The sequence below is a fragment of the Paenibacillus brevis genome (assembly GCF_018919145.1).
In the GTDB taxonomy this organism is placed as follows: Bacteria; Bacillota; Bacilli; order Paenibacillales; family Paenibacillaceae; genus Fontibacillus; species Fontibacillus brevis.
In genome coordinates, this window is record NZ_JAHLQJ010000006.1 from 252259 (window position 1) to 273198 (window position 20940).

The window sequence follows — 20940 nt, forward strand, 5'->3', positions numbered from 1 at the left end:
AGGTGTTACACTGTATGAAGCCTGCTGGTGTGGTTCGTAAAGTGGACCAACTGGGAAGAATCGTCTTACCCAAATCGCTGCGAAAGAGATATCAAATGAATGAAGGGGATCCTGTAGAAATTCTGGTACAAGGTGACCACATCATATTGGAAAGATACCGTCCGAAGTGTGTTTTCTGTGGATCCATGGAGCAGGTCGCTGAATTCAAGGAGCGCTCCATTTGCACACAATGCTTGCACGAAATGAATCAGCTTGCTTAGGACTGATGAGGTCCTAGGAAATAAATAAGCTTCCCGCCAAGGGAAGCTTATTTATATTCATAGAGATCTTTTGGAACTACTTCGTATAGTCCGTGTTCAAAAAGTCAGCTTTTCAGCACCGAGAAGGTTGCGAGAACCCGAAGAAGGAGGAACGGAGTGTAGGCAGAACCTACATGAGTACCGGACTTCTAGGGTGAACGCAAGATTCGATGTCGAATCAACCACTTGATTTACTTCGTGATCAAAAGATGACTTTTTGAACCACCTCTCATAGACCTTTTGTTTTATCGTCGTTGTAGGAAGAGGTTAAAATACCGCATAGAAACAAAGCAAGAACTAGTGTGATAATCCAAAATGTTAGCGAGAAAGACACGGTCACACACCTCCGAAATAATCCGACATTCCTTCCCTTATTATACCCTCGATTATTTAAAAAATAAATCAATTATTGATATATATCACAATCGTCTTTAAATCTTTAGTTCCAATCCCCTACTTGAAGAACAGAAAATGGGTAGGGACCGGACGAAGCTGCCCGTCGGAAGGCTTGTTGACAACCTTTCCGTTGACGACAAGCGAAGACGAGCCTCCGCCATCCAGATTATAGGCATCCTGGACACCCAGATTAAACAGCTTGGCTTGTACCTCCTCAAGCGTAGCTCCGGAGCTTCCTTTCTCATCCCGTCCGTCAATGACAAGGATGAGCAGCTGCTCATCCTTATAATTGCCAATGACCGTACGCGGCGCTCGAAGCGGGGACTTCTTCCACTTGTCAGGTATCGTTACCTTTACACCATTATTCAGGAGAATAGGTACAAAGGTTGCGCCGAACAGCGGCTGAAGCTTATCCAGCTCCTCCTTCTGCTTGAACTTGCCTCCGATTAATTGTCCGGAGTGGTTCATGCCTACGAAGAACAAATCCTTGAAGGTTGGTTGAAAGCCGCTCAAATAGTTGCCGTCAAGCATAGTCGTGCTCATAGGATAACGCTTGCCGTCAGAATCGGCAAAGCCCCCCGCATTGATTCCGGCTACGGCACCGTACCGCTTGGCGGCCTGCAGCGTGGTCTCTGCTCCTCCAAACACATCCTTCCCGAGTGTCATCTTCATCGCATCGGGGGATTTTAGCTTTACTTTCATCACGTAGCCCTTGTAGGTTCCGGGGTTGATCTTATAGAGCTCGATTCTTAAATTATCGCTTTGAATGGTCTGATAAGGCGTGCCCAGCTTGGCAGTAATCCGTTTATTATAGATCACTTCCGGGCGATCCGCTGTATAAGCAGCAGTCTTCTTGATGGATGCCATCGTTTCGGTTGTCTTATGATACAGCTCAGCGGTCTCCTTCAAGGAAGAAGCCGTCAGCTTGGCAGCCTCCTCCGCTTGGGCGAGGTCTTTGCCGATAATGCTAGTTACCTCAGGAATGTTTGTATCCTGTGTAAGTCCCTCTACGTCTGTTGTCCAATCTATGCCGGCTCCTCCAATCAGCAAGGCAAGCACCAGCCCGAGCAGCGGCCCTGTTGCCAGCAGGAAGAAGCGATTAATTCGTTTGGTATCCGCCATCATTTAAGCAGGTCCATCTTCTTCTGAAGTTCAGCAAGCTGCTTTTGTACCTGACTTAGCTGGGTATACAGCTGGTTGCTGTTATCCGTCTTGCTCGTAGTGTTATCTTTGGTGAATTCCAGCAATTCATTGAAGCTCTGGACCTGGGATTCAAGCTCGTCCACTTCCTTAGCAAGCTCGTCCAGCTGTGCCGAATACTCGGTTCTCATCGCTTCGGTACGTGCAGCCATGGCCGCATCCAATTCTAGCAGCATCGTTTCTTTTAAATGGTTGCTATACATATACGCGCCGGTTCCCCCTGCTCCGATCAAAATGATCCAGATCAGGATTACGGCAAGCGGAGAAATTCGTTTTTTCTTGCTTCGGGAAAGGGTCTCGGCGCTGTCACTCGGGTTGTAAGACATGAGATCACCTCTGGGTTGTTATTTCCAGTCTACATTCTATCATGCACCTTCTCTCAGTGCAAAAGGATTGCAAGTTTCATAGAATAGAAGCATTTCAAGTACAATTTGTAAGGACAAATTATACTCAGGTACAATCGTTGTAATGATCATAGACGGGAGGAAGCGACATGGAGCAATGGCTGGAGGAATTCATGTCCGGCTGGCCAGCTGAACAGAGACGTGAAGTGGCGGAGCATCTGGAAGAGGGGCGTTTTATCTCATTCACGGATGGAAGAAGCTCTATCAGCACTGAGGAGAATATTCTGGATTGGGCTCCCGCATGGGAAAAGGAGGATGAACGCAGATTATTGTTATTAAAGGATGAGGCGGAGAGAAAATCATTACCGGCAGTAAGGCTGAAGCTGCCGTCGGGCCTTCAACCATCAGTTCTTCGGAAGGCGGTGCTGCTTAGAGGGGTGGCCGTAGGGAGTGAGTCAGAGCGAGAGGATGTAATCTTACTCCAATTCGAGAGTCTTAGCCCGGAGCAAATTGCCGAAGGGCTGGAACGCCTTGAGGAAGAAATCAACTCGTTCACAGCCCGTTACGAATCATGACCCTTCCTCGGACTTGGCTGTGGCAATCAAGCTCAGCCCCTCAAGGACTTCCGCATATTGAGACAGCGCGTCGATGCCGGAAGGCGTTAGGGCGTATTGCCCGTGGCTGACGCGAATGAACCATCCATAATAATTGCTGCGCAGGATGCTCGCAGCATTCCCGACACCGCTGGCATCCCTAACCTCGCGTGGCGCAATTCCCTGATGATCCCGCATGACAAGCGCCATCCGAAGAGCCTTTTCCCGATAGGCGGTTACGAGCTTCGTGCCGTGGCTCCCGCCAACATTGTAATCCCCGCTTCGTTCATGAAACTCGTTGAGCAGACGCTCGGAGCGCCGCTTGATTACCTTGGCAGCCGGTACAATAACCTGATCGCCGGGGGAGCAGAGAATTTCGATAAACGGAGGCTTTGTCTTGTAATGGGTAACAGCTATCAATCCCAGCCCGAGCCGGCGGCATAGCAGGGTGATCTCGTTCCACCGCTGATTATGGGCTCCGCGTTTGCTCCGGTTACGTTCTACGGCCAGATAGACTTCGCTGCTAAGCTTCTGGCGCTCCAGCCCCTGCAGCAAAAGAGGCAAATTGAAGGTCTTTTTTATTTCGACGATCAGGAGCTCCGGACGCTCCGGATGAACACCTACCAGGTCACAGTGCTTAACTTCACTCTTAATCGAATACCCCTTCTGCTCAAAAAATGCCTTCAGAGGAGCATATAATTCGGTTTCGTACTGGACTGCCATTTGTACCCAACTTCCTTTTATCCTTTTCTATGGAGCAACTGTATAAGTTGAGCTAAAGAGCTACGTAGAAAGGGCATAAGTGTGAAGTGTGCTGTAGAAGCGTAAGCGTTCGCCTTTGTGAGCGGATTTCTACTATGTGATGGCTTAGTTCAATCATAGAAATCCGCGAACAACAGCGATCGTAAGAACACTTCACACGTTGCCTCCAGCGTAGAATCATTAGTTCAACTTCCATTGCACTAGAAAATTATATCATATCCCAAGGTCAACTTATCCGCTCCCTTTGCATAGGATTGTATTACTTGAGACATAAGCCCGGCTTCATCAGCCGCCAGATCACTTGAGGATAGATGCTAACCACACCTAGCGGAGTACAGGAGGTAGCGAGCATGGAAATTTTTGAACGCATATCAGCTTATCGGGCGGAAAGTGAATCGTTGACATGGAACGGTACATTCAAGGACTATATCGAGTTGCTGGTCAAGGATCCATCCCCTGCCATGACGGCACATGCCCGGGTGTATGCCATGATTGAATCCTACGGGGTGGAGGAAAGGGATGGCCGCAAGCAGTATAAATTTTTTGAACAGGAAATATTCGGACTGGATCGTGCGGTTGAAAAGCTGGTCGAGGAATACTTCCATTCCGCGGCGCGAAGGCTGGACGTACGCAAACGGATTCTGCTGCTTATGGGACCGGTCAGCGGCGGTAAATCAACAATTGTTACCTTGCTAAAACGTGGGCTGGAGAAGTTCTCGCGCACGGAAAAGGGAGCGGTCTATGCGATATCCGGCTGCCCGATGCATGAAGATCCGCTTCATTTGGTTCCCCATGAGCTTCGGCCTGAGGTGGAACAGGCGCTGGGGGTTCGGATCGAAGGTAATTTATGCCCGGTATGCCAGCTCCGCTTGAGAAACGAGTACAAAAACGACATCGAGCAGGTGGCGGTAGAACGAGTGCTGCTATCCGAAGACAACCGGGTTGGGATCGGGACCTTTAGCCCGTCGGATCCGAAGTCCCAGGATATTGCCGATCTGACGGGAAGCATTGATTTCTCCACGATTACAGAGTATGGATCCGAGTCAGACCCCCGTGCATACCGGTTTGATGGCGAATTGAACAAAGCGAATCGCGGACTGATGGAATTTCAGGAAATGCTGAAATGCGACGAGAAATTTCTGTGGAACCTGCTCTCACTGACCCAGGAAGGGAACTTCAAGGCCGGCAGATTTGCTCTTATTTCGGCCGACGAGCTGATCATCGCTCATACGAACGAATCGGAGTACAAAGCGTTTATTGCCAACAAAAAAAATGAGGCGCTGCAATCCCGCATGATTGTTATGCCGATTCCATATAATCTCAAGGTCTCTGAGGAGGAGAAGATTTACGCCAAGCTGATTGGGCAGAGCGATATGAATCACGTGCATATTGCCCCGCATGCGCTACGCGCGGCAGCTATTTTCTCTATCCTTACTCGCCTGAAAGAGACGAAAAAGCAAGGCGTCGATCTCGTAAAGAAGATGCGGCTTTATGACGGTGAAGAGGTAGAGGGGTATAAGGATGCAGACTTGAAGGAACTGCAAAGCGAGTACCTGGAAGAGGGAATGTCCGGGGTAGATCCCCGTTATGTGATTAACCGGATTTCCAGCGCGCTGATCAAGCAGGATTTGCACTGCATGGGGGCGCTCGACATTTTGCGGGCGATCAAGGATGGTCTTGACCAGCATGCCTCGATTACGAAGGAGGAGCGGGAGCGCTATCTCAATTATATTAGCATTGCCCGTAAGGAATATGATGAGCTTGCCAAGAAAGAGGTTCAGAAAGCCTTTGTCTATTCTTTTGATGAGTCGGCAAAGACCCTGTTCGAGAATTATCTGGACAATATCGAGGCCTTCTGCAACTGGACGAAAATTCGTGATCCGCTGACCGATGAGGAGATGGAGCCGGACGAGAGGCTGATGCGCTCGATCGAAGAGCAGATCGGCATCTCGGAAAATGCCAAGAAGGCCTTCCGGGAAGAAATCCTGATTCGGATTTCGGCCTATTCCCGCAAGGGCAAGAAATTTGAGTACAATCATCACGACAGGCTGAGAGAAGCGATCGAGAAGAAGCTGTTTGCGGATTTGAAGGACATCGTCAAAATCACCACTTCAACTAAAACGCCAGATGAAAAACAGTTGAAGCGGATTAACGAGGTATCGAAGCGGCTGATCGATGAGCATGGCTATTGCCCGGTCTGCGCGAATGAGCTGTTACGTTATGTAGGAAGTCTGCTGAACCGCTAATGAATAGACCAAGGGCCAGTTGATCCTGAAGAGGATGAACTGGCTTTTTAGCGTTACTTTTTTCGCCATGCCCCGAAATACAGCGGCCGCTTGAGCAGCATGACAGGTGAATATACCATTTTTACAATTCGTGTAGAGATCCATTGGCATAACAGAGCAAGAACGATGATACTCCAGTCAATGACGACAGCTGTAAGCAGAAAAATGACGGCATTCATCCAGAACAGGGTTGATCCGGGATTGACTTTGCGCCGCCTTGCGAGCGCAAGCGCGACGAAGCCGATCCCCCCATTGGTAAACCTTTCGCGCAGCAATACCGAGATTCCTGCGCCAAGAAAGACAGAGCCGGCCATCAAATCCAGCCATACATTTGAAAAGGGAGAGTGAAGATAAACCTGAAAAAAATTAACCGATACCGCCGTTGTGGTGATGACGATGATCGTCCCTACAGCACTGACCTTTCCCAAATGATGCACAGCGAGCAGGAGGAATAGAATATTGGTGGCCCAGAGTCCGATGCTGACCGGGAGCTGCAGACTATGGTAGAGTAAAATGGCGAGCCCGGCACAGCCTCCGGCAGGGATCGCATGCGGAAATAAAAATACACCCATGGCAAAGCCCTGGATCAGAGAGCCAGCCAGGATATGAATGTTTTTTTGCCATAGCCGCCGGAAAAAGCGTGCTCGGGAGTTGTAAGTAATCGTTGTCACGGAAATCACCCTTCGGGGATGGATTTTCAGGCTAGTCCTCCTATACAACTTATGAGCAGGGGAATGAGGCGATGCATGAAGGGGATAAATTTCAAGGTTTGTACATATGAAAAGCAGGGATCAAGGTGTCTGTAATGGAATGTTTGATCAATGAGGAGGGGAAGTCATGGCGAAGCAAGCAGGAGAGATAACCGTAAAAATTATATTGAGTATTGTAGCTGTTTGCGGAATTGCCCTTGCAGGTCTTGTCATATATGGGTTCACTGCACTAATGGGAATTGATCCATTCTATTCGGCACTTATTTTGATGGGTACAGGGGCAACGGCTATATTTGTAATTTTATTTATGTTCATAACGTCACGTCTTCATCGGATCCTGAGGTGGTCTTTGCTGGGAGTTATCATCATTGCGGCGCTGGCCTCGGCAGGACATGAGGGCTGGAAAGCCTACTATAACAGCATTCCTGTAGTTAGTGATCAGGAAGTGGATATGGATCATTATATGCCTTTTCGAGAGGGCAGCAAGCTGGCTGAACTGAGTGAGCCTGCCGCTTTGAAGCTGACATCAGAGCTTCCAAGGCTTGACGGGGCGACAGCTCTTTATCCGCTGTATGCGGCATTTGCGCAGGCTGTGTATCCTGAACAGGAATATTCCTACAAGGATAGCGAAGTGATGGTGAACACTACGCCTGAAGCGTATGAAAATTTGATCGAGGGCGAGGTGGATCTTATTTTTGCCGCTGCTCCGTCAGAGCCGCAGAAGGCAGCGGCCCGCAGAAACGGACTGGAACTGAAGCTGACTCCGATCGGACGGGAGGCATTTGTGTTTTTTGTGAATGCGGACAACCCGGTGCAGGGATTGACGACGGAACAGCTTCTCGGCATCTATTCGGGCGAGATCACGAACTGGAGCGAGGTTGGCGGAGAGAATAAAGAAATACGCGCTTTTCAAAGACCGGAGGGAAGCGGAAGTCAGACGATGCTGCAAAAGATCATGGAAGGGCGGGAGCTGGCAGAGGCGCCAAGCGAGGATGTGGTGTCCGGCATGGGCGGCATCATTCAGAGGACGTCGGATTACCGGAACCATAAGAATGCGCTGGGCTTTTCATTCCTGTTCTATGCGACTGAAATGGTACGGAATGGAGATATCCGCTTGCTGGAGATAGATGGAGTCATCCCGAATCGGGTGACCATTGCTAACGGCGACTACCCGCTGGCTTCGGAGTTTTATGCCGTGACGGCGGGGAGCGACAATCCGAACGTCGATAAGCTGATTGAATGGGTCCTCTCTCCGCAAGGGCAGGAGCTGATCGAGAAGACAGGGTATACGCCGGTGGAACAGAGACGATAGTGTTAATGGATTCGTAGTAGATGAATTATATCAAACAGATGCACGCAAGGGAGAGGTTAAAGTGTCCGCAGGCACATTGTATATAAACGGGAAATGGACAAGATTAGCTGATACTGGAGTCTTGAATGCTGCAGATGCGGTGTATGTAGAGGAAGGCCGGATCAAGGCCATTGGCAGAAAAGAGGATCTGAAGCTCCAGCTCGCAGGACGGCATGTCCGGACGGTTGATTGGGAAGGTGCGGTCGTGCTGCCCGGATTGAGCGATGCCCATATGCATCTGTCGATGCATGGCATGAAGCTGGATATGCTCGATTTCAGCGGTGCTGCCTCCAAGGAGGAGATGCTGCGCCTCCTGCGTGAACGGGCCGAATTAACGCCGCCGGGAGAATGGATTCTGGGGCTGAACTGGAATGAGAACAACTTCACACCTGCTGAAGCCCCGACGCTGGAGGAGCTGAATGCCGTCAGCGAGCGTCATCCGATCTTTCTGATGCGGACATGCTTTCATGCTTATCTCGCCAATACAGAGGCATATCATAGAGCAGGCATTGCGGCAGACACGCCAGATCCGGAGTCAGGGGCCTTCGGCCGGGACGAGTCGGGACAATTGAATGGCTGGATTTATGAAGAAGCATCCGCCGCTTTCACGAAGGTGCAGCCGGAACCGGATTATACGGTGAAAAAAGATGCTATCCGCCGCGCATGGCTCGATGCTTTGCGCCTGGGGCTAACCGCTGCGCATACCGAGGATTTGCGCTTCCTGGGCAGCATCGAGACGATGCTGCAAATCTGTCATGAGCTGCGGGAGGAGGAAGGCATTGCCTTCCGGACCCACCAGCTCATCTACTATCCGTTCCTTGCAGAAGCACAGGAACGGGGACTTCGCGCCGGCGCCGGGGATGAGTGGCTGCGCATCGGTGCGGTCAAGCTCTTCGCCGACGGGGCGATCGGCGGCCGCACGGCGCTGCTGCAGGCGCCGTACAGCGATGCTCCGCAGACCCGGGGCATGGCGATCCACTCCGAGGAAGGGATCGCTGCCATTGTCCGCGAAGCGCGCTGGCAGGGCTTCCCCATCGCCGTGCACGCGATCGGCGACGGAGCCGCCGATCTGACGCTGCGGGCGATGGAGCAGCTCCCGCTGGCGCAGGACAGCCGGCTTCCCGACCGGCTGATCCATGCCCAGGTGCTGGATGCGGGGCTGGTGCGCCGGATGGCGGCGCTCCCGCTGGCGGCAGACATCCAGCCGCGGTTCGTGGCCAGCGATTTCCCTTGGGTGCTGGACCGGGTGGGTCCGCAGCGTACGGAATACCTGTACGCGTGGAAGAAGTTAAGCGCAGCGGGGATTGTATGCGCAGGCGGCAGCGATGCGCCGATTGAGCCGCTTTGCCCGCTGCTTGGAATGCATGCGGCGGTTACCCGCCGCAAGCCGGAGGAAGACCATGAGGGCTACTTGCCCGAAGAGAAGCTGACGACGGCTGAAGCGCTCGCGCTATTTACGAGCGGCAGCGCATTTGCCGCCGGAGAAGTCCGCGAGCGCGGCTCAATAGAAGTCGGTAAATTCGCCGATTTCACCGTGCTGGACCGTGAGCTTGAAGGAGATCCTCAGCAACTGCTGGATGCCCAAGTGAGAATGACGATTGTGAACGGGGAAATCGGCTATCAGGCTTAACATAAACTCTTGCTCGACTTGCTTCACGAAGAACCGGATCAGATCTTTGATCCGGTTCTTTTTTTTATAAAGAAGAAGCTGCATACCATCTCGATTGACATGAAAAATGAATGATGTTAGTATGTGTTTAATAAATACTTAACTATATTCAATAAATATTAAATGAAAATTAAACTACCTAAGGAGAAGCTATGGATAATGGACTGATCAAGCAAAAAATGAAATTCGGATATTGGGAACCCCTTGAATTTATCGCAGCCCTAACGATGACTGCCAAGGCAGAGTATATTCCCGGAATAGCCCGTGAAATTCAATTCGTCCCGGATCAGCAGTTTTCGGAGATGCTGGAGCTGGTTCATGCACGGCTCTCGCCCCATATCAAGCGGGAGATGTCCCGTTACTTCGGAAAATCGATGGTATATGACCGTTTGGACGCTGTGCTTAGTCAGGTGTTTTACGACGATGATGAGGTCGAGACTGCGGAGGCTTATCTTGCAAGGTATCAGGAACAGGATTCGCTTCTTCTGGCAGCCATGCTGGCGGAATCTATGTATGCTCATGTACAGCCGGATTGGCGGGGGGAGCATTCCTTTGACGAGGTGAGCGTAGAGCGAGAGTTATTGGTTTCTCTCGTTCAGTCCCATTTGCTGGCGGATGAAGAATACCATGCTGATCTGCTGGAGGCCGTGAAGTTTCCCGAGGAATTCAAGCAAAGAACGCTCTTGCTGCTGAAAGCTTTTTTGGAGCATGGATTTACCCTTTTAGGTGATCAGCTGGGAGAGCTGGGCAGAGAGGGGGCTGCTGCATTTGAGACCTATTTCCTTGCGGAGCCTGAGAAGGCCTTCCTCGAAATTGCCAATTCTGGTCCGGAGCTGGTCGTCAAGCCTACGCGGGTCCATGTCAGCTATATCTCGCAGATCAGAGTCGACTTCCGTCACTTCAATGAGGAGGATCATCCAAGCTGGTTAATTCTAGGTCATCGCAATCACGCTTTGGCTTTGCAGCGGGAAGATAAGGAGACCATGGAGCAGTTCCTCAAGGTCATCTCCGATAAACGTCGTCTGGAGATCATAGAATTGCTTAAGCATGGCAACCGGTACGGCGGGGAGCTTGCACAGCTGTTATCACTGACTCCTGCCGCGATTAACTACCATACGAACCTGTTGATTGATCTCGGCTTAATCCGGATTACCCGAGCAGACAATCGCATTTACTATGTGCTTGACCGAGACCGGCTCGGCTCGTTTATGGATCTAAGCAAAGATATGCTGTTGCGGTGAAAGGGGGCGCGAATCGTGCAGGAGATATTGTATGAGGCAGAGCGAGTCAGCATGATTTATAAAAAGGGAAAATATAAAGCGAATAAGGAGATCTCTCTGCAGATCAGACGCGGAGAGATCGTCGGGGTGCTCGGACCGAATGGCGCCGGCAAATCAACGTTAATCAAGCAGCTGGTCGGTCATCTTAAGCCTACAGAAGGAAGAGTGCTCTACAACGGGATTGATGTTTACAAGCAGACTAGGACGGTTGCCGGCCAGGTAGCTTATTTTGCCCAGGAGCCCCATGTTCTGAATGCTCTCACCGCCAGAGAGGCGCTTGTATTTACCGGTCAACTCCGGGGAATGCCTAAGTCCCGGGCTATGCGGGAGGCGGATGAGCTGCTGGAGCGATTTGAGATTCCCGAGGCCAGAGATAAACAGCTTAAGAGACTGTCAGGAGGCCAAAAAAGAATGATCGGGATCGGTACGGCTCTGATCGGCCATTCCCCCGTCCTTATTCTTGACGAGCCTACAAATGAGCTTGATCCCGCTAAACGCCGCCTCGTCTGGGAGCTGATCAGCGAATATAATCTCGAAGGAGCTACCGTCATTCTGGTCACCCATAATGTTCTGGAAGCCGAGCAGGTCGTTGACCGGGTCGCCGTCATTAATCATGGACGCTTGCTTGCGCTCGATAGTGTGGCCAAGCTCAAGCAGCGTGTGGATCAGCGGCTTAAATTCGAGATTCAAACGGCGTATGGAGCTAGTGACGAGGTTGAAGAAGTCCTGAAAGGGTGGGGAATTATTCAGCGGCACGGAGCCAATCGAATGAATCTGCTGGTGAACAAAGAAGAGGCCGGAGATGTGCTGAACATGATTATATCCAGTGAGGATCTGCCCGTTGATGAATTCTCGGTGCTGCCCCCAAGCCTTGAAGATGTTTATTTTCATATTGATCATGAAGGCAAAGAGGGGGCGGGCGCATGAATACGTTGATGCCATCTGCAGATACAGGGCTGCCGCAGATATCCGGCAGATTCGCTCGCTGGCGTCTGGAAGTATCCATATTGTTCCGGATTCAGTTTGCAACCGTGAAGGACAGCTGGATGTGGATTATTCTGATGGCTACGCTCTACCCGCTGGCAACCTTTCTGTTTATGCGGTTCTACACCGTGAATCCCAGCGAAGAAATGATTGTTCAGATCATTGCGGGCAACCTGGTATTTGGGCTGGTTGTTATGGGCATGAATTCACTCGGGCAAGAGATTGCTATGCAGAAGCACCAGAATCACTTTACTTTCTATGCGTCGTTGCCGATATCCAAGCAAAACTTTGTGATCGCGAATCTGCTGAGGGGGCTGATGAACACGGTTCCCTCCCTGTTGATCCTGGGGGTGCTGACGCAAGTAATCTATGATATTCAGCTTACGCTGTCTCCCGGATTGCTGCCGGTCATGGTCTTGAGTCTGACAAGCGTAGTTGGCATAGGCATCTTACTCGGGTTCTGGTCGCCCACCTTTCAATTTACCAATATGCTATGCCAGGCGTTAATGATGGTCATATCGTTTCTCTCGCCGGTTATGGTGACGATGGAACAACTCCCCTATCCGTTGCAATGGCTGGCTTATGTAATGCCTACCACGTATGCGGCGGATGCCATGCGGACCATTCTGACAGCGGGTTGGACAACAGGGGTTATGCTGGATTGCCTGGTCATGCTGGCCTTTACGATGATTTCTCTGTTTGCCGTTCATCGGTTGATCGGGTGGAGGGTTAGCGATTAGCATTATTATAGAAAATAAACGATTAAACGAGCAGCAGCCCTGGATCATTTTTGATCCAGGGCTGCTGCTTCATGTCTTAAGGCAATTTTCTGCCGCGTGAGCTGATATATAGCGAGTACCATTCTTCACGGGTCAAGCGCAGCGTAGCCGCCTCCCGGCAGGCGCGGATCCGGTCAGTGTTGATCGTGCCGATCACAGGCTGGATTCCGGCAGGGTGGGTCATCAGCCAGGCAAGCACAATCGCCTCGGCGGTCGTGCCCTTTTCCTTAGCCAGTTGTTGTACCAGCTCAGCTGTCTTCACGACGCTTTCAGGCTGATCCGTGAGCGAGCGTCCGGAATAGATGCCTTGAGCCAACGGGCCCCAGGATTGAAGCTGAATATTTTCCATGCGGCAGAATTCCAGCGTTCCTTCCGGGAACACATTTTGCTTGGCTTCTTCCTGGTTAATATGCGTTCCAACCTCCAGGAATCCGAGTTTCCGCAGGCTCATTTCAAGCTGGTTCGCAACGAACGGCTCCTTGCAATAACGTTGAAGCAGCTTGATTTGGCCTTGTCCCATATTGGACACGCCGAAATGCCGAACCTTGCCTGATGCCTTCAGCTTATGGAAAGCGGAGGCAACCTCCTCCGGCTCCATGAGCGCATCAGGACGGTGAAGGAGCAGAATATCGAGATATTCTGTACCCAAGCGGCTTAGAATACCGTCAACACTGTTCAGGATGTGCTGCTCCGAAAAATCAAAGCGGTGCGGTCCTTGCTCATCCTCGAACCGGATTCCGCATTTGGACTGGAGGATGATCTTCTCACGAAGATCGGGCTGATTGCTCAGAACGCGGCTGAACACCTGTTCCGCTTTGCCGGCAGTATAAATATCAGCATGATCGAACATATTGATGCCGATTTCCAAAGCAGCTTCAACCGCAGCTTGTCCTTCTTTGTAGTGCGCTTCTGTAATCGGGCTGTTCTTGTCCCAGTCTCCGCCCATACGCATGCAGCCAAGCACAAGCTGACTGGCGGGAATACCGTGCTGCTGTAAAGGGATTGTTTTCATCGTATTCCTCCTATTTTCTTCTAGACCTCTATTATAACGCTATTCGCATGCAAAAAAAGCAGTCTGACCACAAATGAGGAAAGACTGCTTTTCATTAATGTTAGTGGAACTCAAGATTGTAAGCCGGGGTGACCTGTGAAGTATACCAATACTTCAAATCGCTGCTACAAAATTTTCCGATAATGCTTCTCCCCGTCATAGCTGAACAGCGCCGTTTTGCCCTCCACCACAGTTTGCAAGTGGACGCTCTTGCCCCAAAGGCGGTAGACGTACGGCAGGGTTCGCTCCAAATATTTCAGATCCAGCTCAATGCCCTCGTACTGATGCTTTAGAAGCAGTTCGCCGGCACGTTGATAATCGCCATCCGCTACGACGATGTAAGGGGAACCGCCGTTTACCTTGGACAAGGCAAGCTGATCGCGGACATGCTCCCAGGACTTGTCAGTGATCTTCCACTCCGGTCCTTGCTTCTCGAAAATGTACAAATCCAGGTCACGGACCAATTCCTTTGTTAAATAGCTGCGAAGGAAGGAAATGTCCGAATCCAGCTCCCGGACCTCAAATATTTTCTCGCGTCCCTTCCCGGGCTCGCGCCCCAATCGAACCTGCTCCTCCTCGGTAGGACGGTCCCAGCGCCGCTCGATATCCTCGAAAATCTTCAGTCCAAGGTAGTAAGGATTGAGGCTTTGCTGGGAGGGCTGAACAACAGATGCATTCAGCTTGGCAAATTCAATCGTCTCCTCGCTGGTCAAATCCATTTCCCGGAGAATACGCTGATGCCAATACGAAGCCCAGCCTTCGTTCATAATCTTTGTCTCCATTTGCGGCCAGAAGTAGAGCATCTCCTCGCGAAGCATGCTCATGATGTCCCGCTGCCAATCCTCGAGCGCTTCCGAGTATTCCTGAATAAACCAGACGATATCCTTCTCCGGCTTGGGCGGAAAGCTGATGGACACATCCGGCCCTCCCGATTTGCCGGGTGGAGATTTTGGCTTCTCCTCTTCTATAGAATCCAGGCTCCACAGATCATCATAAGGGCCGCTGGGTGAGAAGCCGTGCAAGGCCTCCTTGCTCCGGCGAAGCTGCTCTTCCAGTTGTCTTCGCTTATCGTAGCGCATGGGGCGGATCAATTGGGGATCCACATGCTCCTGAATGCCGAGCACAGCGTCAATGAAGGACTCCACGGTTGCGGCTCCGTACTGCAGCTCGTATTTGCTGATCCGCTCTGCGGTTGCGGACATGCTCTCGACCATGTCCCGGTTCGTGTTCGAGAACCGGGCATTGTTCTTGAAGAAGTCGCAGTGGGCCAGCACATGGGCGACAATCAGCTTGTTCTGAATGAGGGAATTCCCCTCCAGCAGAAAAGCATAGCAAGGATTGGAATTGATCACCAGCTCATATATTTTGCTCAGACCGAAGTCGTACTGCATCTTCATTTTATTGAACATTTTGCCGAAGCTCCAATGACTGAAGCGGGTAGGCATACCATAAGCGCCAAAGGTATAGATGATGTCGGCAGGGCAGATCTCGTACCGCATCGGATAGTAGTCCAGCCCGAAACCGTCTGCGATCTCCATAATTTCTGCGATGGCATACTCCAGTTGCGTCATCTCATTACTCAAGACAGCGCCCCCTTTTCCCGTTTATGGAAAAATTGCTTCAACGCACTGTATACTTCGCCTTTTTCCCTGATGACATAGTACATGAACCGGTCTTGCTTCAAATTCCGGTATGCCGACATCAGCGTGCTGCCCCGGTTGTACTGGTTCACCTCACCATAGCCGAACATATTGGTTCGGGCCAGAAGCTCCTGAATCAGCTTGAGACAGCGTTCATTATCGGAGGTGAGATTATCTCCGTCAGAGAAATGAAACGGGTAGATGTTATAGCTGGAAGGAGGGTAGCGTTCATCAATGATTTCCAGCGCTTTCTGATAGACCGAGGAGCAGATCGTACCGCCGCTCTCGCCGCGTGTGAAGAAGTCCTGCTCGGTTACCTCCTTGGCTTCTGTATGATGGGCCAGGAAGACAATCTCAACCTTTTCGTATTGCCTGCGCAAAAACCGGGTCATCCAGAAAAAGAAGCTGCGCGCGCAGTACTTTTCGAAGCTGCCCATGCTGCCGCTTGTATCCATCATGGCAATGATGACTGCGTTAGAACGCGGAATCATGATGTCTTCCCAGGTTTTGAAGCGAAGGTCATCCGGGGAAATGCCGTGGATGCCCGGGGTGCCGGCGGTCGCATTGCGCCGCAGATTCTCTAGAATCGTCCGTTTCTTATCAATGTTGGACATCAGCCCTTTTTTGCGAATATCGTTGAAGCGGAAGGAAGCGGCGTCGAGCTCCTTTTTATCCTTGTCTTCAATAAAGGGCAGCTCAAGCTCATCGAATATAAGATTCTCTAAATCCTCCATGCTGACCTCTGCTTCAACATAGTCAACCCCGGGCTGATCGCCGGCCTTATCTCCTTTACCGCCCTTACCGCCTTCCTTGGGGTTATCCTTTGCCAGTATATCGCCCACCTGGCTGTCGCCATCTCCTTGACCGACATGCTTCTGCTTCTGAAAATTATGAATGAAACGATATTCCTCCAGATTCCGCAGAGGAACCTTGATAATCTGCTTTCCGTCCGACATAATAATGTTCTCTTCCGTCACGAGGTCGGGTAAATTTTGCTTGATGACTTCCCGCACTTTCTCCTGGTGCCGCTGCTGATCCTGGTAGCCTTTGCGGTGCAGGGACCAATCCTCCTTGGAGACGACGAAATTGTAAGCATTCGGATTCGTTGATGACATTGTCAGCACCTCCCAATATCATGATCTAGCGGAGTGTTTGTAACTAAAGTATATTCGCGGGGAGGCCTGATATGTGAAAAGCCCTTCGCAGCAGCCGCGGAATCTGAAGCACCGCAGGCTGCCATGAAGGGCAGAGAAGAAGAACAATTTTTCCATTATGATTGAGTTATGGACTTGGTAAACAGAATGCCGATGGTCTTGGCTCCGCAATGGCTGGAAATCACGCATCCCGCATTGGAGATGGCAATTTCCCGGGCTTGGGTTGCATCGGCAAGCGCAGCCTCCAGTTGTACCGCATCCTCGTCAGCCAAGGAATGCGTAATAAAAATGAGATCATTGTCCATTTCCGGAATCCGGGCCAGTGCGTTCTGAAGCAGCTGATCCATCGCTTTCTCCCGGCTGCCGCGCACTTTATAGGCCGGAGTCATTTTACCGTCGATTACCTTGATCACAGGACGGATTCGCAGGAGGCTGCCAACCAGATTCTGCATGCCCGAACAGCGCCCCCCTTTGTATAAGTAATCCAAAGAGTCAATTACGAACTCGGTCTCGACTTGAGGGCGGACGGCTTCGAGCATGGTCAAAATATCCGTTGCGGATTTTCCGTCTTCTGCGGCGCGTACGGCCTTCATCACTTGCAGCCCGATTCCGGATGACAGGTTCAGCGAGTCAAAGACATGGACTTGTCCTTCGGGAAACTCTTCTGCAGCGATGAGGGCATTTTGGTATGTTGAAGACAACTCGGATGAGAGGCTGATATAGATAATGGATCTGCCTTCCGCAATATAAGGCGAGAAGGCAGCTATGAAATCAGCCGGTGAAGGAGCAGCTGTCTTGGGCAACCGCCCGGTTGCCGCAACCTGATCATATAATTCGGGAACCTGAAGATCTACACCGTCCCGGTATGTAGCATCCCCGAATGTGACGTAAAGCGGTACGATTCCGATATCGTATTTTTCGATCCATTCTGGAGGAAGATCACAGGTGCTGTCCGCAAAAAACTTAATCGTCCCCATAAAGATTAGAACCTCCTTTGTCACAGGTCATGCGCTCAAAGTGTGTGTTCAAAAAGTCAGTTTTTCAGCACCGAGAAGGTTGCGAGAACCCGAAGAAGGAGGAACGGAGTGTAGGCAGAACCTACATGAGCGAAATGCTTCCAAAGGAAGCATGCCTCGTAAGCATCCGCTTGGACTTCGAGGGTGAACGCAAGATTCGGCGCCGAATCAACCCCTTGGAACACTTCGTGATCAAAAGATGACTTTTTGAACAACCTCTTAAAGGGATCAAGACTTGCGCATGTACATAATAGCTACCGTATGAGGACCGCAATGGCTGGAGATCACGCACCCGGCTTCTGCCAGCGCAACCTCGCGCACACCGGTCTGTTCCCGCAGAATAGCAGCCAGCTTCTGTGCAGCTTCTTCGGCCATCGTATGGGCGACGATAATCAGGTCGTCATCCATGTGATCCTTCTGCGCAAGCGCATTATCCAACATTTGCTGAATGGCTTTCTCTTGCTTGCCCCGTACCTTATAGGCCGGAATGATCGTTCCATGAACCAGCTTCAGAACGGGCCGGATTTGCAGCAGGCTGCCAATGAAATTTTGCATGCCGGAGCAGCGGCCGCCCTTATATAGATATTCCAAGGTATCAATTACAAATTCTGTCTCCACTCGGCTGCGGCAGTCTTCCAGTAGAGCTACGATTTCCTTGCCGCTCTTGCCTTGCTGTGCCGCGCCGACTGCCTTCATGACCAATAAGCCGATACCGCTGCATAGATTCAGGGAATCGACCACATGTACACGCCCTTCCGGGAATTCACCAGCTGCCAGCAGGGCATTCTGATAAGTCGAAGACAGGTGCGAGGAAATACTCAGATAAACGACTTCTTCACCGCGTTCAATGTAAGGAGCAAACGCATCCATAAAGTCCTTCGGTGACGGAGCAGTCGTCTTGGGCAGAGAACCGATCGCGTCAACCTTGCTATACAATTGCTCTGGTGTAATATCCAGTCCGTCCCTGTAAGTATGATCATCAAAAACAACATAGAGCGGAATGATGCCGATCTGATGCTCGCTGGCCCAGCCTGTCGGCAAATCAGAGGTGCTGTCCGCAAAAATTTTGACTTTTGACATACGTCTCTCCTTGCTATCATATAATCCAAATTCTATTCTAACAAAAAAGAATGCGGTTTAACATCTTTTAAATTGTGTTAGAGTAAAAGGTGAATGCCAGAATCCCTTACATATATTAGGAGGTGCTTGAATTATGAATCGGAAAATGGCGGCAACCGGAGCATTCCTTATGTTGCTCTCCGTCGCTCTGGGCGCCTTTGGCGCACATGTACTGGAGCCGATCATCGGACCGGATGCAGTGGGAACCTATGAGACCGGTGTACATTATCATATGATTCACGGGATCGCAATGATACTTGCGGCCGCAGCTTCGGGCTTGGGAGGAGATCACGATCGGCTGCGCTGGGCGGGCCGGCTGTTTCTCATCGGCATCGTGCTTTTTTCCGGAAGCCTGTACCTGCTCTCCACAGCAGGGTGGAGCTGGCTTGGTCCGGTTACTCCGTTAGGCGGGGTAGCCTTCCTGGCAGGATGGCTGATGCTTGCGGTTGGCGTGCTGAAGAAAAGCTAATCTATTAAATAAGGATGCCCCGATATTCACATGGATGGAATATCGGGGCATTCATATTAGATAAATGAAGTTCTTATTTGATATCGATAAAATCGATAATCTCATTTAATCTGAAGGTATACACGCGCTTCTCATCAACATGATACACATTGATCGTGGAAGTATCGGACATGTAATTCAAGATTCTGCAAGGAATGCTGACCCGTTCCCCTTGCCGATGAACAAGCAGGCGGACCAGCCGATTTTCAATAATAAACTTTTGGATCCAAAGTGTAAACTCTTCATTTTTGGCAAATTCGTCGAACGAGGTTTGCTTGCTGCTGTCCTGAGACAGCTCAGCCTTGGCAGGGCTGGGGTTTTTGCCGCTACTTGCTTTGGAGGAGGAGGCTTTAGTCTGTTCTTCATCTTTTGCTACATTCAATCTCTTGTACGATCTGGATATGATGGATTGCTTCTTTGTGGAGAGCAGAGATTCGATAATCGCTCCAAGCTCGATTCCTGAGTTGACTTTATAATCAATAATATGTCCGCTTTGATTGAGTGATTGCAGCAGCAATTGCAGTGCCTTCGCGTTGGTCTCGCTGCGGACTAGAATTTCAACGTTGAACAAGAAGCCAAGATCTTCCTTTGTGCTTGATGCCTTCGCTGTATTGCCTTCTTTTGGTTTTTCATTCTTCTGATTTTCCATATTGCCCCCAGCATTCTTGATAGGTTTCGCATTCAATATCATAGCACCAGTGGCAGGACATTCCTAGTCCTTCGACGATCAAATACAAAAAAATTAAGATTTTTCTTACTATAAGTAGTTTTGATCAGATTACTCAACAATTTTCGATTTGATTCAGCACCTTTCTTGCGATTTCATCGCAGGGATGCCGGACCTGATTTTTCCTTTTTCAACGGAAATGGAGTATAATATTGACAAGAATACAGCTTGTTTAGGCTCAACCTTGTACGGGTATATTTACACTATTGAGCTCTTGATCATTATCGAAAGCGAGGGGTTTGAAATGGCTAAAGCCGATGCAAAATCTTCAAGCAAAACGAAACAATCAAGTCTGGAACAAGTCCTTAATGAACAGGTGGCCAACCTGAATGTTCTTTATGTGAAGCTGCATAATTATCACTGGTATGTGAAGGGCGAGAACTTCTTCACCCTGCATGAGAAATTTGAAGAATTGTATAACGATGTTACCGAAAAGATGGACGCCCTTGCCGAACGCTTGCTTACAATCAAGGGCAGTCCTTCGGCAACCCTGAAGGAATACCTGGAGATTGCAACGATTCAGGAAGCGACCGGTCAAGAGGATTCACGGACAATGGTGCAGCAGCTGATTGAAGATCTGGCTACTCTTTCAGAATCGTTCCTTGAAGGGATCGAGCTTGCTGACAAGGAAGGCGATGAACCGACAGCAGACTTATTGACCGGCTTCAAGGGCGATGTCGAGAAGCATATGTGGATGCTGAGATCATATCTCGATTAACCGCAGAATGAGGGACTTGAAGATGGCTTGACCGCTATGGTCAAGCCTCTTCTGCTAATCGACAAGATCCTCCGGGACTCTGTCTGGTTCCGTTGATTAAGCAAGTAAAGTAGGTTAGAATGTTATGAGAGTGACTGATAATCAATGATAATCATCTAGAATTATTCTAATTTGATAATCATTATGTTATAATGACTTCAAATTGTAAAGGATAGCTCAAATGATGAACGAAGGGAGCAATAGGCATGGCAACGAATTTTGTTGTAGAAGGTTTGAAAGCAGAAATCGAGGGGAAAGAGATTCTGAAAGGGATCAACCTTGAAATAAAAGGCGGAGAGATTCATGCGATTATGGG

20 protein-coding genes and 1 pseudogene are annotated in these 20940 nt (G+C 50.2%); 11 read left to right on the top strand and 10 right to left on the bottom strand.

Features of this window, described 5'->3' with window-relative positions:
• The first annotated feature begins 14 nt into the window (after window positions 1–14).
• Window positions 15–260: an AbrB/MazE/SpoVT family DNA-binding domain-containing protein gene (locus KQJ23_RS09170; RefSeq protein ID WP_212940875.1), complete on the top strand. Its 246-nt coding sequence runs from the start codon at window positions 15–17 to the stop codon at window positions 258–260.
• Window positions 261–752: 492 nt separating this feature from the next.
• Here the strand turns inward: KQJ23_RS09170 and KQJ23_RS09175 are convergent, their stop codons facing one another.
• Both KQJ23_RS09175 and KQJ23_RS09180 read right to left on the bottom strand, forming a co-directional pair.
• Entirely contained in the window at window positions 753–1820 is a 1068-nt protein-coding gene (locus KQJ23_RS09175; protein WP_216478531.1) for a phosphodiester glycosidase family protein, read from the bottom strand.
• Window positions 1817–2221 (bottom strand): hypothetical protein, encoded by a 405-nt coding sequence (locus KQJ23_RS09180; protein ID WP_216478532.1) that lies wholly within the window; start codon window positions 2219–2221, stop codon window positions 1817–1819. Before KQJ23_RS09180 ends, KQJ23_RS09175 begins: the two co-directional genes overlap by 4 nt.
• A gap of 167 nt (window positions 2222–2388) precedes the next feature.
• Here KQJ23_RS09180 and KQJ23_RS09185 point away from each other — a divergent pair, with 167 nt between their 5' ends.
• Complete coding sequence (locus KQJ23_RS09185; RefSeq protein WP_216478533.1) at window positions 2389–2814, top strand: hypothetical protein; 426 nt, start codon at window positions 2389–2391, stop codon at window positions 2812–2814.
• Here KQJ23_RS09185 and KQJ23_RS09190 read toward each other — a convergent pair.
• Entirely contained in the window at window positions 2809–3555 is a 747-nt protein-coding gene (locus tag KQJ23_RS09190; RefSeq protein WP_216478534.1) for a DUF2161 family putative PD-(D/E)XK-type phosphodiesterase, read from the bottom strand. The genes KQJ23_RS09185 and KQJ23_RS09190 overlap by 6 nt on opposite strands.
• 389 nt (window positions 3556–3944) lie before the next feature.
• Here KQJ23_RS09190 and KQJ23_RS09195 point away from each other — a divergent pair, with 389 nt between their 5' ends.
• Entirely contained in the window at window positions 3945–5840 is a 1896-nt protein-coding gene (locus KQJ23_RS09195) for a PrkA family serine protein kinase (RefSeq protein ID WP_216478535.1), read from the top strand.
• A 53-nt stretch (window positions 5841–5893) separates the two neighbouring features.
• Here KQJ23_RS09195 and KQJ23_RS09200 read toward each other — a convergent pair whose 3' ends face one another.
• A complete protein-coding gene (locus KQJ23_RS09200; RefSeq protein WP_346779368.1) occupies window positions 5894–6550 on the bottom strand; it encodes a YitT family protein in 657 nt (218 codons plus the stop codon).
• Between the two features lie 166 nt (window positions 6551–6716).
• On the opposite strand from KQJ23_RS09200, the gene KQJ23_RS09205 reads away from it, so the two are divergent.
• The 5 genes from KQJ23_RS09205 to KQJ23_RS09225 all read left to right on the top strand — a co-directional run bounded on the left by KQJ23_RS09205 (window position 6717) and on the right by KQJ23_RS09225 (window position 12613).
• Window positions 6717–7901, top strand: a complete 1185-nt coding sequence (locus KQJ23_RS09205) for a PstS family phosphate ABC transporter substrate-binding protein (RefSeq protein ID WP_216478536.1) — start codon at window positions 6717–6719, stop codon at window positions 7899–7901.
• A gap of 121 nt (window positions 7902–8022) precedes the next feature.
• Window positions 8023–9570, top strand: a complete 1548-nt coding sequence (locus KQJ23_RS09210; protein ID WP_430522291.1) for an amidohydrolase — start codon at window positions 8023–8025, stop codon at window positions 9568–9570.
• Window positions 9571–9761: 191 nt separating this feature from the next.
• Entirely contained in the window at window positions 9762–10850 is a 1089-nt protein-coding gene (locus KQJ23_RS09215) for an ArsR/SmtB family transcription factor (protein ID WP_216478537.1), read from the top strand.
• Between the two features lie 15 nt (window positions 10851–10865).
• Entirely contained in the window at window positions 10866–11816 is a 951-nt protein-coding gene (locus KQJ23_RS09220) for an ABC transporter ATP-binding protein (protein WP_216478538.1), read from the top strand.
• Window positions 11813–12613 carry an ABC transporter permease gene (locus KQJ23_RS09225; protein WP_216478539.1) on the top strand — a complete coding sequence of 267 codons (801 nt, stop codon included), beginning with the start codon at window positions 11813–11815 and terminating at the stop codon, window positions 12611–12613. Before KQJ23_RS09220 ends, KQJ23_RS09225 begins: the two co-directional genes overlap by 4 nt.
• Before the next feature lie 76 nt (window positions 12614–12689).
• Here KQJ23_RS09225 and KQJ23_RS09230 read toward each other — a convergent pair whose 3' ends face one another.
• The 5 genes from KQJ23_RS09230 to KQJ23_RS09250 all read right to left on the bottom strand — a co-directional run bounded on the left by KQJ23_RS09230 (window position 12690) and on the right by KQJ23_RS09250 (window position 18593).
• Complete coding sequence (locus tag KQJ23_RS09230) at window positions 12690–13664, bottom strand: aldo/keto reductase (RefSeq protein ID WP_216478540.1); 975 nt, start codon at window positions 13662–13664, stop codon at window positions 12690–12692.
• A 164-nt stretch (window positions 13665–13828) separates the two neighbouring features.
• A complete protein-coding gene (locus KQJ23_RS09235) occupies window positions 13829–15274 on the bottom strand; it encodes a SpoVR family protein (RefSeq protein WP_216478559.1) in 1446 nt (481 codons plus the stop codon).
• 8 nt (window positions 15275–15282) lie between these two features.
• A complete protein-coding gene (gene yhbH, locus KQJ23_RS09240) occupies window positions 15283–16458 on the bottom strand; it encodes a sporulation protein YhbH (protein ID WP_216478541.1) in 1176 nt (391 codons plus the stop codon).
• A 155-nt stretch (window positions 16459–16613) separates the two neighbouring features.
• Window positions 16614–17474 (bottom strand): DegV family protein, encoded by an 861-nt coding sequence (locus KQJ23_RS09245; RefSeq protein WP_216478542.1) that lies wholly within the window; start codon window positions 17472–17474, stop codon window positions 16614–16616.
• Window positions 17475–17741: 267 nt separating this feature from the next.
• Window positions 17742–18593 carry a DegV family protein gene (locus KQJ23_RS09250; protein WP_216478543.1) on the bottom strand — a complete coding sequence of 284 codons (852 nt, stop codon included), beginning with the start codon at window positions 18591–18593 and terminating at the stop codon, window positions 17742–17744.
• A 133-nt stretch (window positions 18594–18726) separates the two neighbouring features.
• Between KQJ23_RS09250 and KQJ23_RS09255 the strand changes: the two genes are divergently transcribed.
• Window positions 18727–19101 carry a DUF423 domain-containing protein gene (locus KQJ23_RS09255; RefSeq protein WP_216478544.1) on the top strand — a complete coding sequence of 125 codons (375 nt, stop codon included), beginning with the start codon at window positions 18727–18729 and terminating at the stop codon, window positions 19099–19101.
• A 73-nt stretch (window positions 19102–19174) separates the two neighbouring features.
• Here KQJ23_RS09255 and KQJ23_RS09260 read toward each other — a convergent pair whose 3' ends face one another.
• On the bottom strand, window positions 19175–19789 hold the full coding sequence (locus KQJ23_RS09260; RefSeq protein ID WP_249529616.1) for a hypothetical protein: 615 nt from the start codon (window positions 19787–19789) through the stop codon (window positions 19175–19177).
• Window positions 19790–20111: 322 nt separating this feature from the next.
• Here KQJ23_RS09260 and KQJ23_RS09265 point away from each other — a divergent pair, with 322 nt between their 5' ends.
• Together KQJ23_RS09265 and KQJ23_RS09270 are read left to right on the top strand one after the other, a co-directional pair.
• Window positions 20112–20585: a Dps family protein gene (locus tag KQJ23_RS09265; protein ID WP_216478545.1), complete on the top strand. Its 474-nt coding sequence runs from the start codon at window positions 20112–20114 to the stop codon at window positions 20583–20585.
• A 245-nt stretch (window positions 20586–20830) separates the two neighbouring features.
• Window positions 20831–20940, top strand: a pseudogene (locus KQJ23_RS09270) (ABC transporter ATP-binding protein); the annotation flags it as partial.

What these genes read in the sequence shown, in the direction of transcription:
- KQJ23_RS09180 (WP_216478532.1), bottom strand. Translation starts at nt 2,221, where the DNA reads ATGTCTTACAACCCGAGTGACAGCGCCGAGACCCTTTCCCGAAGCAAG.
- KQJ23_RS09170 (WP_212940875.1), top strand. Translation starts at nt 15, where the DNA reads ATGAAGCCTGCTGGTGTGGTTCGTAAAGTGGACCAACTGGGAAGAATC.
- KQJ23_RS09225 (WP_216478539.1), top strand. Translation starts at nt 11,813, where the DNA reads ATGAATACGTTGATGCCATCTGCAGATACAGGGCTGCCGCAGATATCC.
- KQJ23_RS09245 (WP_216478542.1), bottom strand. Translation starts at nt 17,474, where the DNA reads ATGGGGACGATTAAGTTTTTTGCGGACAGCACCTGTGATCTTCCTCCA.
- KQJ23_RS09185 (WP_216478533.1), top strand. Translation starts at nt 2,389, where the DNA reads ATGGAGCAATGGCTGGAGGAATTCATGTCCGGCTGGCCAGCTGAACAG.
- KQJ23_RS09190 (WP_216478534.1), bottom strand. Translation starts at nt 3,555, where the DNA reads ATGGCAGTCCAGTACGAAACCGAATTATATGCTCCTCTGAAGGCATTT.
- KQJ23_RS09235 (WP_216478559.1), bottom strand. Translation starts at nt 15,274, where the DNA reads ATGACGCAACTGGAGTATGCCATCGCAGAAATTATGGAGATCGCAGAC.
- KQJ23_RS09205 (WP_216478536.1), top strand. Translation starts at nt 6,717, where the DNA reads ATGGCGAAGCAAGCAGGAGAGATAACCGTAAAAATTATATTGAGTATT.
- yhbH (WP_216478541.1), bottom strand. Translation starts at nt 16,458, where the DNA reads ATGTCATCAACGAATCCGAATGCTTACAATTTCGTCGTCTCCAAGGAG.
- KQJ23_RS09175 (WP_216478531.1), bottom strand. Translation starts at nt 1,820, where the DNA reads ATGATGGCGGATACCAAACGAATTAATCGCTTCTTCCTGCTGGCAACA.
- KQJ23_RS09255 (WP_216478544.1), top strand. Translation starts at nt 18,727, where the DNA reads ATGAATCGGAAAATGGCGGCAACCGGAGCATTCCTTATGTTGCTCTCC.
- KQJ23_RS09215 (WP_216478537.1), top strand. Translation starts at nt 9,762, where the DNA reads ATGGATAATGGACTGATCAAGCAAAAAATGAAATTCGGATATTGGGAA.
- KQJ23_RS09260 (WP_249529616.1), bottom strand. Translation starts at nt 19,789, where the DNA reads ATGGAAAATCAGAAGAATGAAAAACCAAAAGAAGGCAATACAGCGAAG.
- KQJ23_RS09195 (WP_216478535.1), top strand. Translation starts at nt 3,945, where the DNA reads ATGGAAATTTTTGAACGCATATCAGCTTATCGGGCGGAAAGTGAATCG.
- KQJ23_RS09230 (WP_216478540.1), bottom strand. Translation starts at nt 13,664, where the DNA reads ATGAAAACAATCCCTTTACAGCAGCACGGTATTCCCGCCAGTCAGCTT.
- KQJ23_RS09265 (WP_216478545.1), top strand. Translation starts at nt 20,112, where the DNA reads ATGGCTAAAGCCGATGCAAAATCTTCAAGCAAAACGAAACAATCAAGT.
- KQJ23_RS09250 (WP_216478543.1), bottom strand. Translation starts at nt 18,593, where the DNA reads ATGTCAAAAGTCAAAATTTTTGCGGACAGCACCTCTGATTTGCCGACA.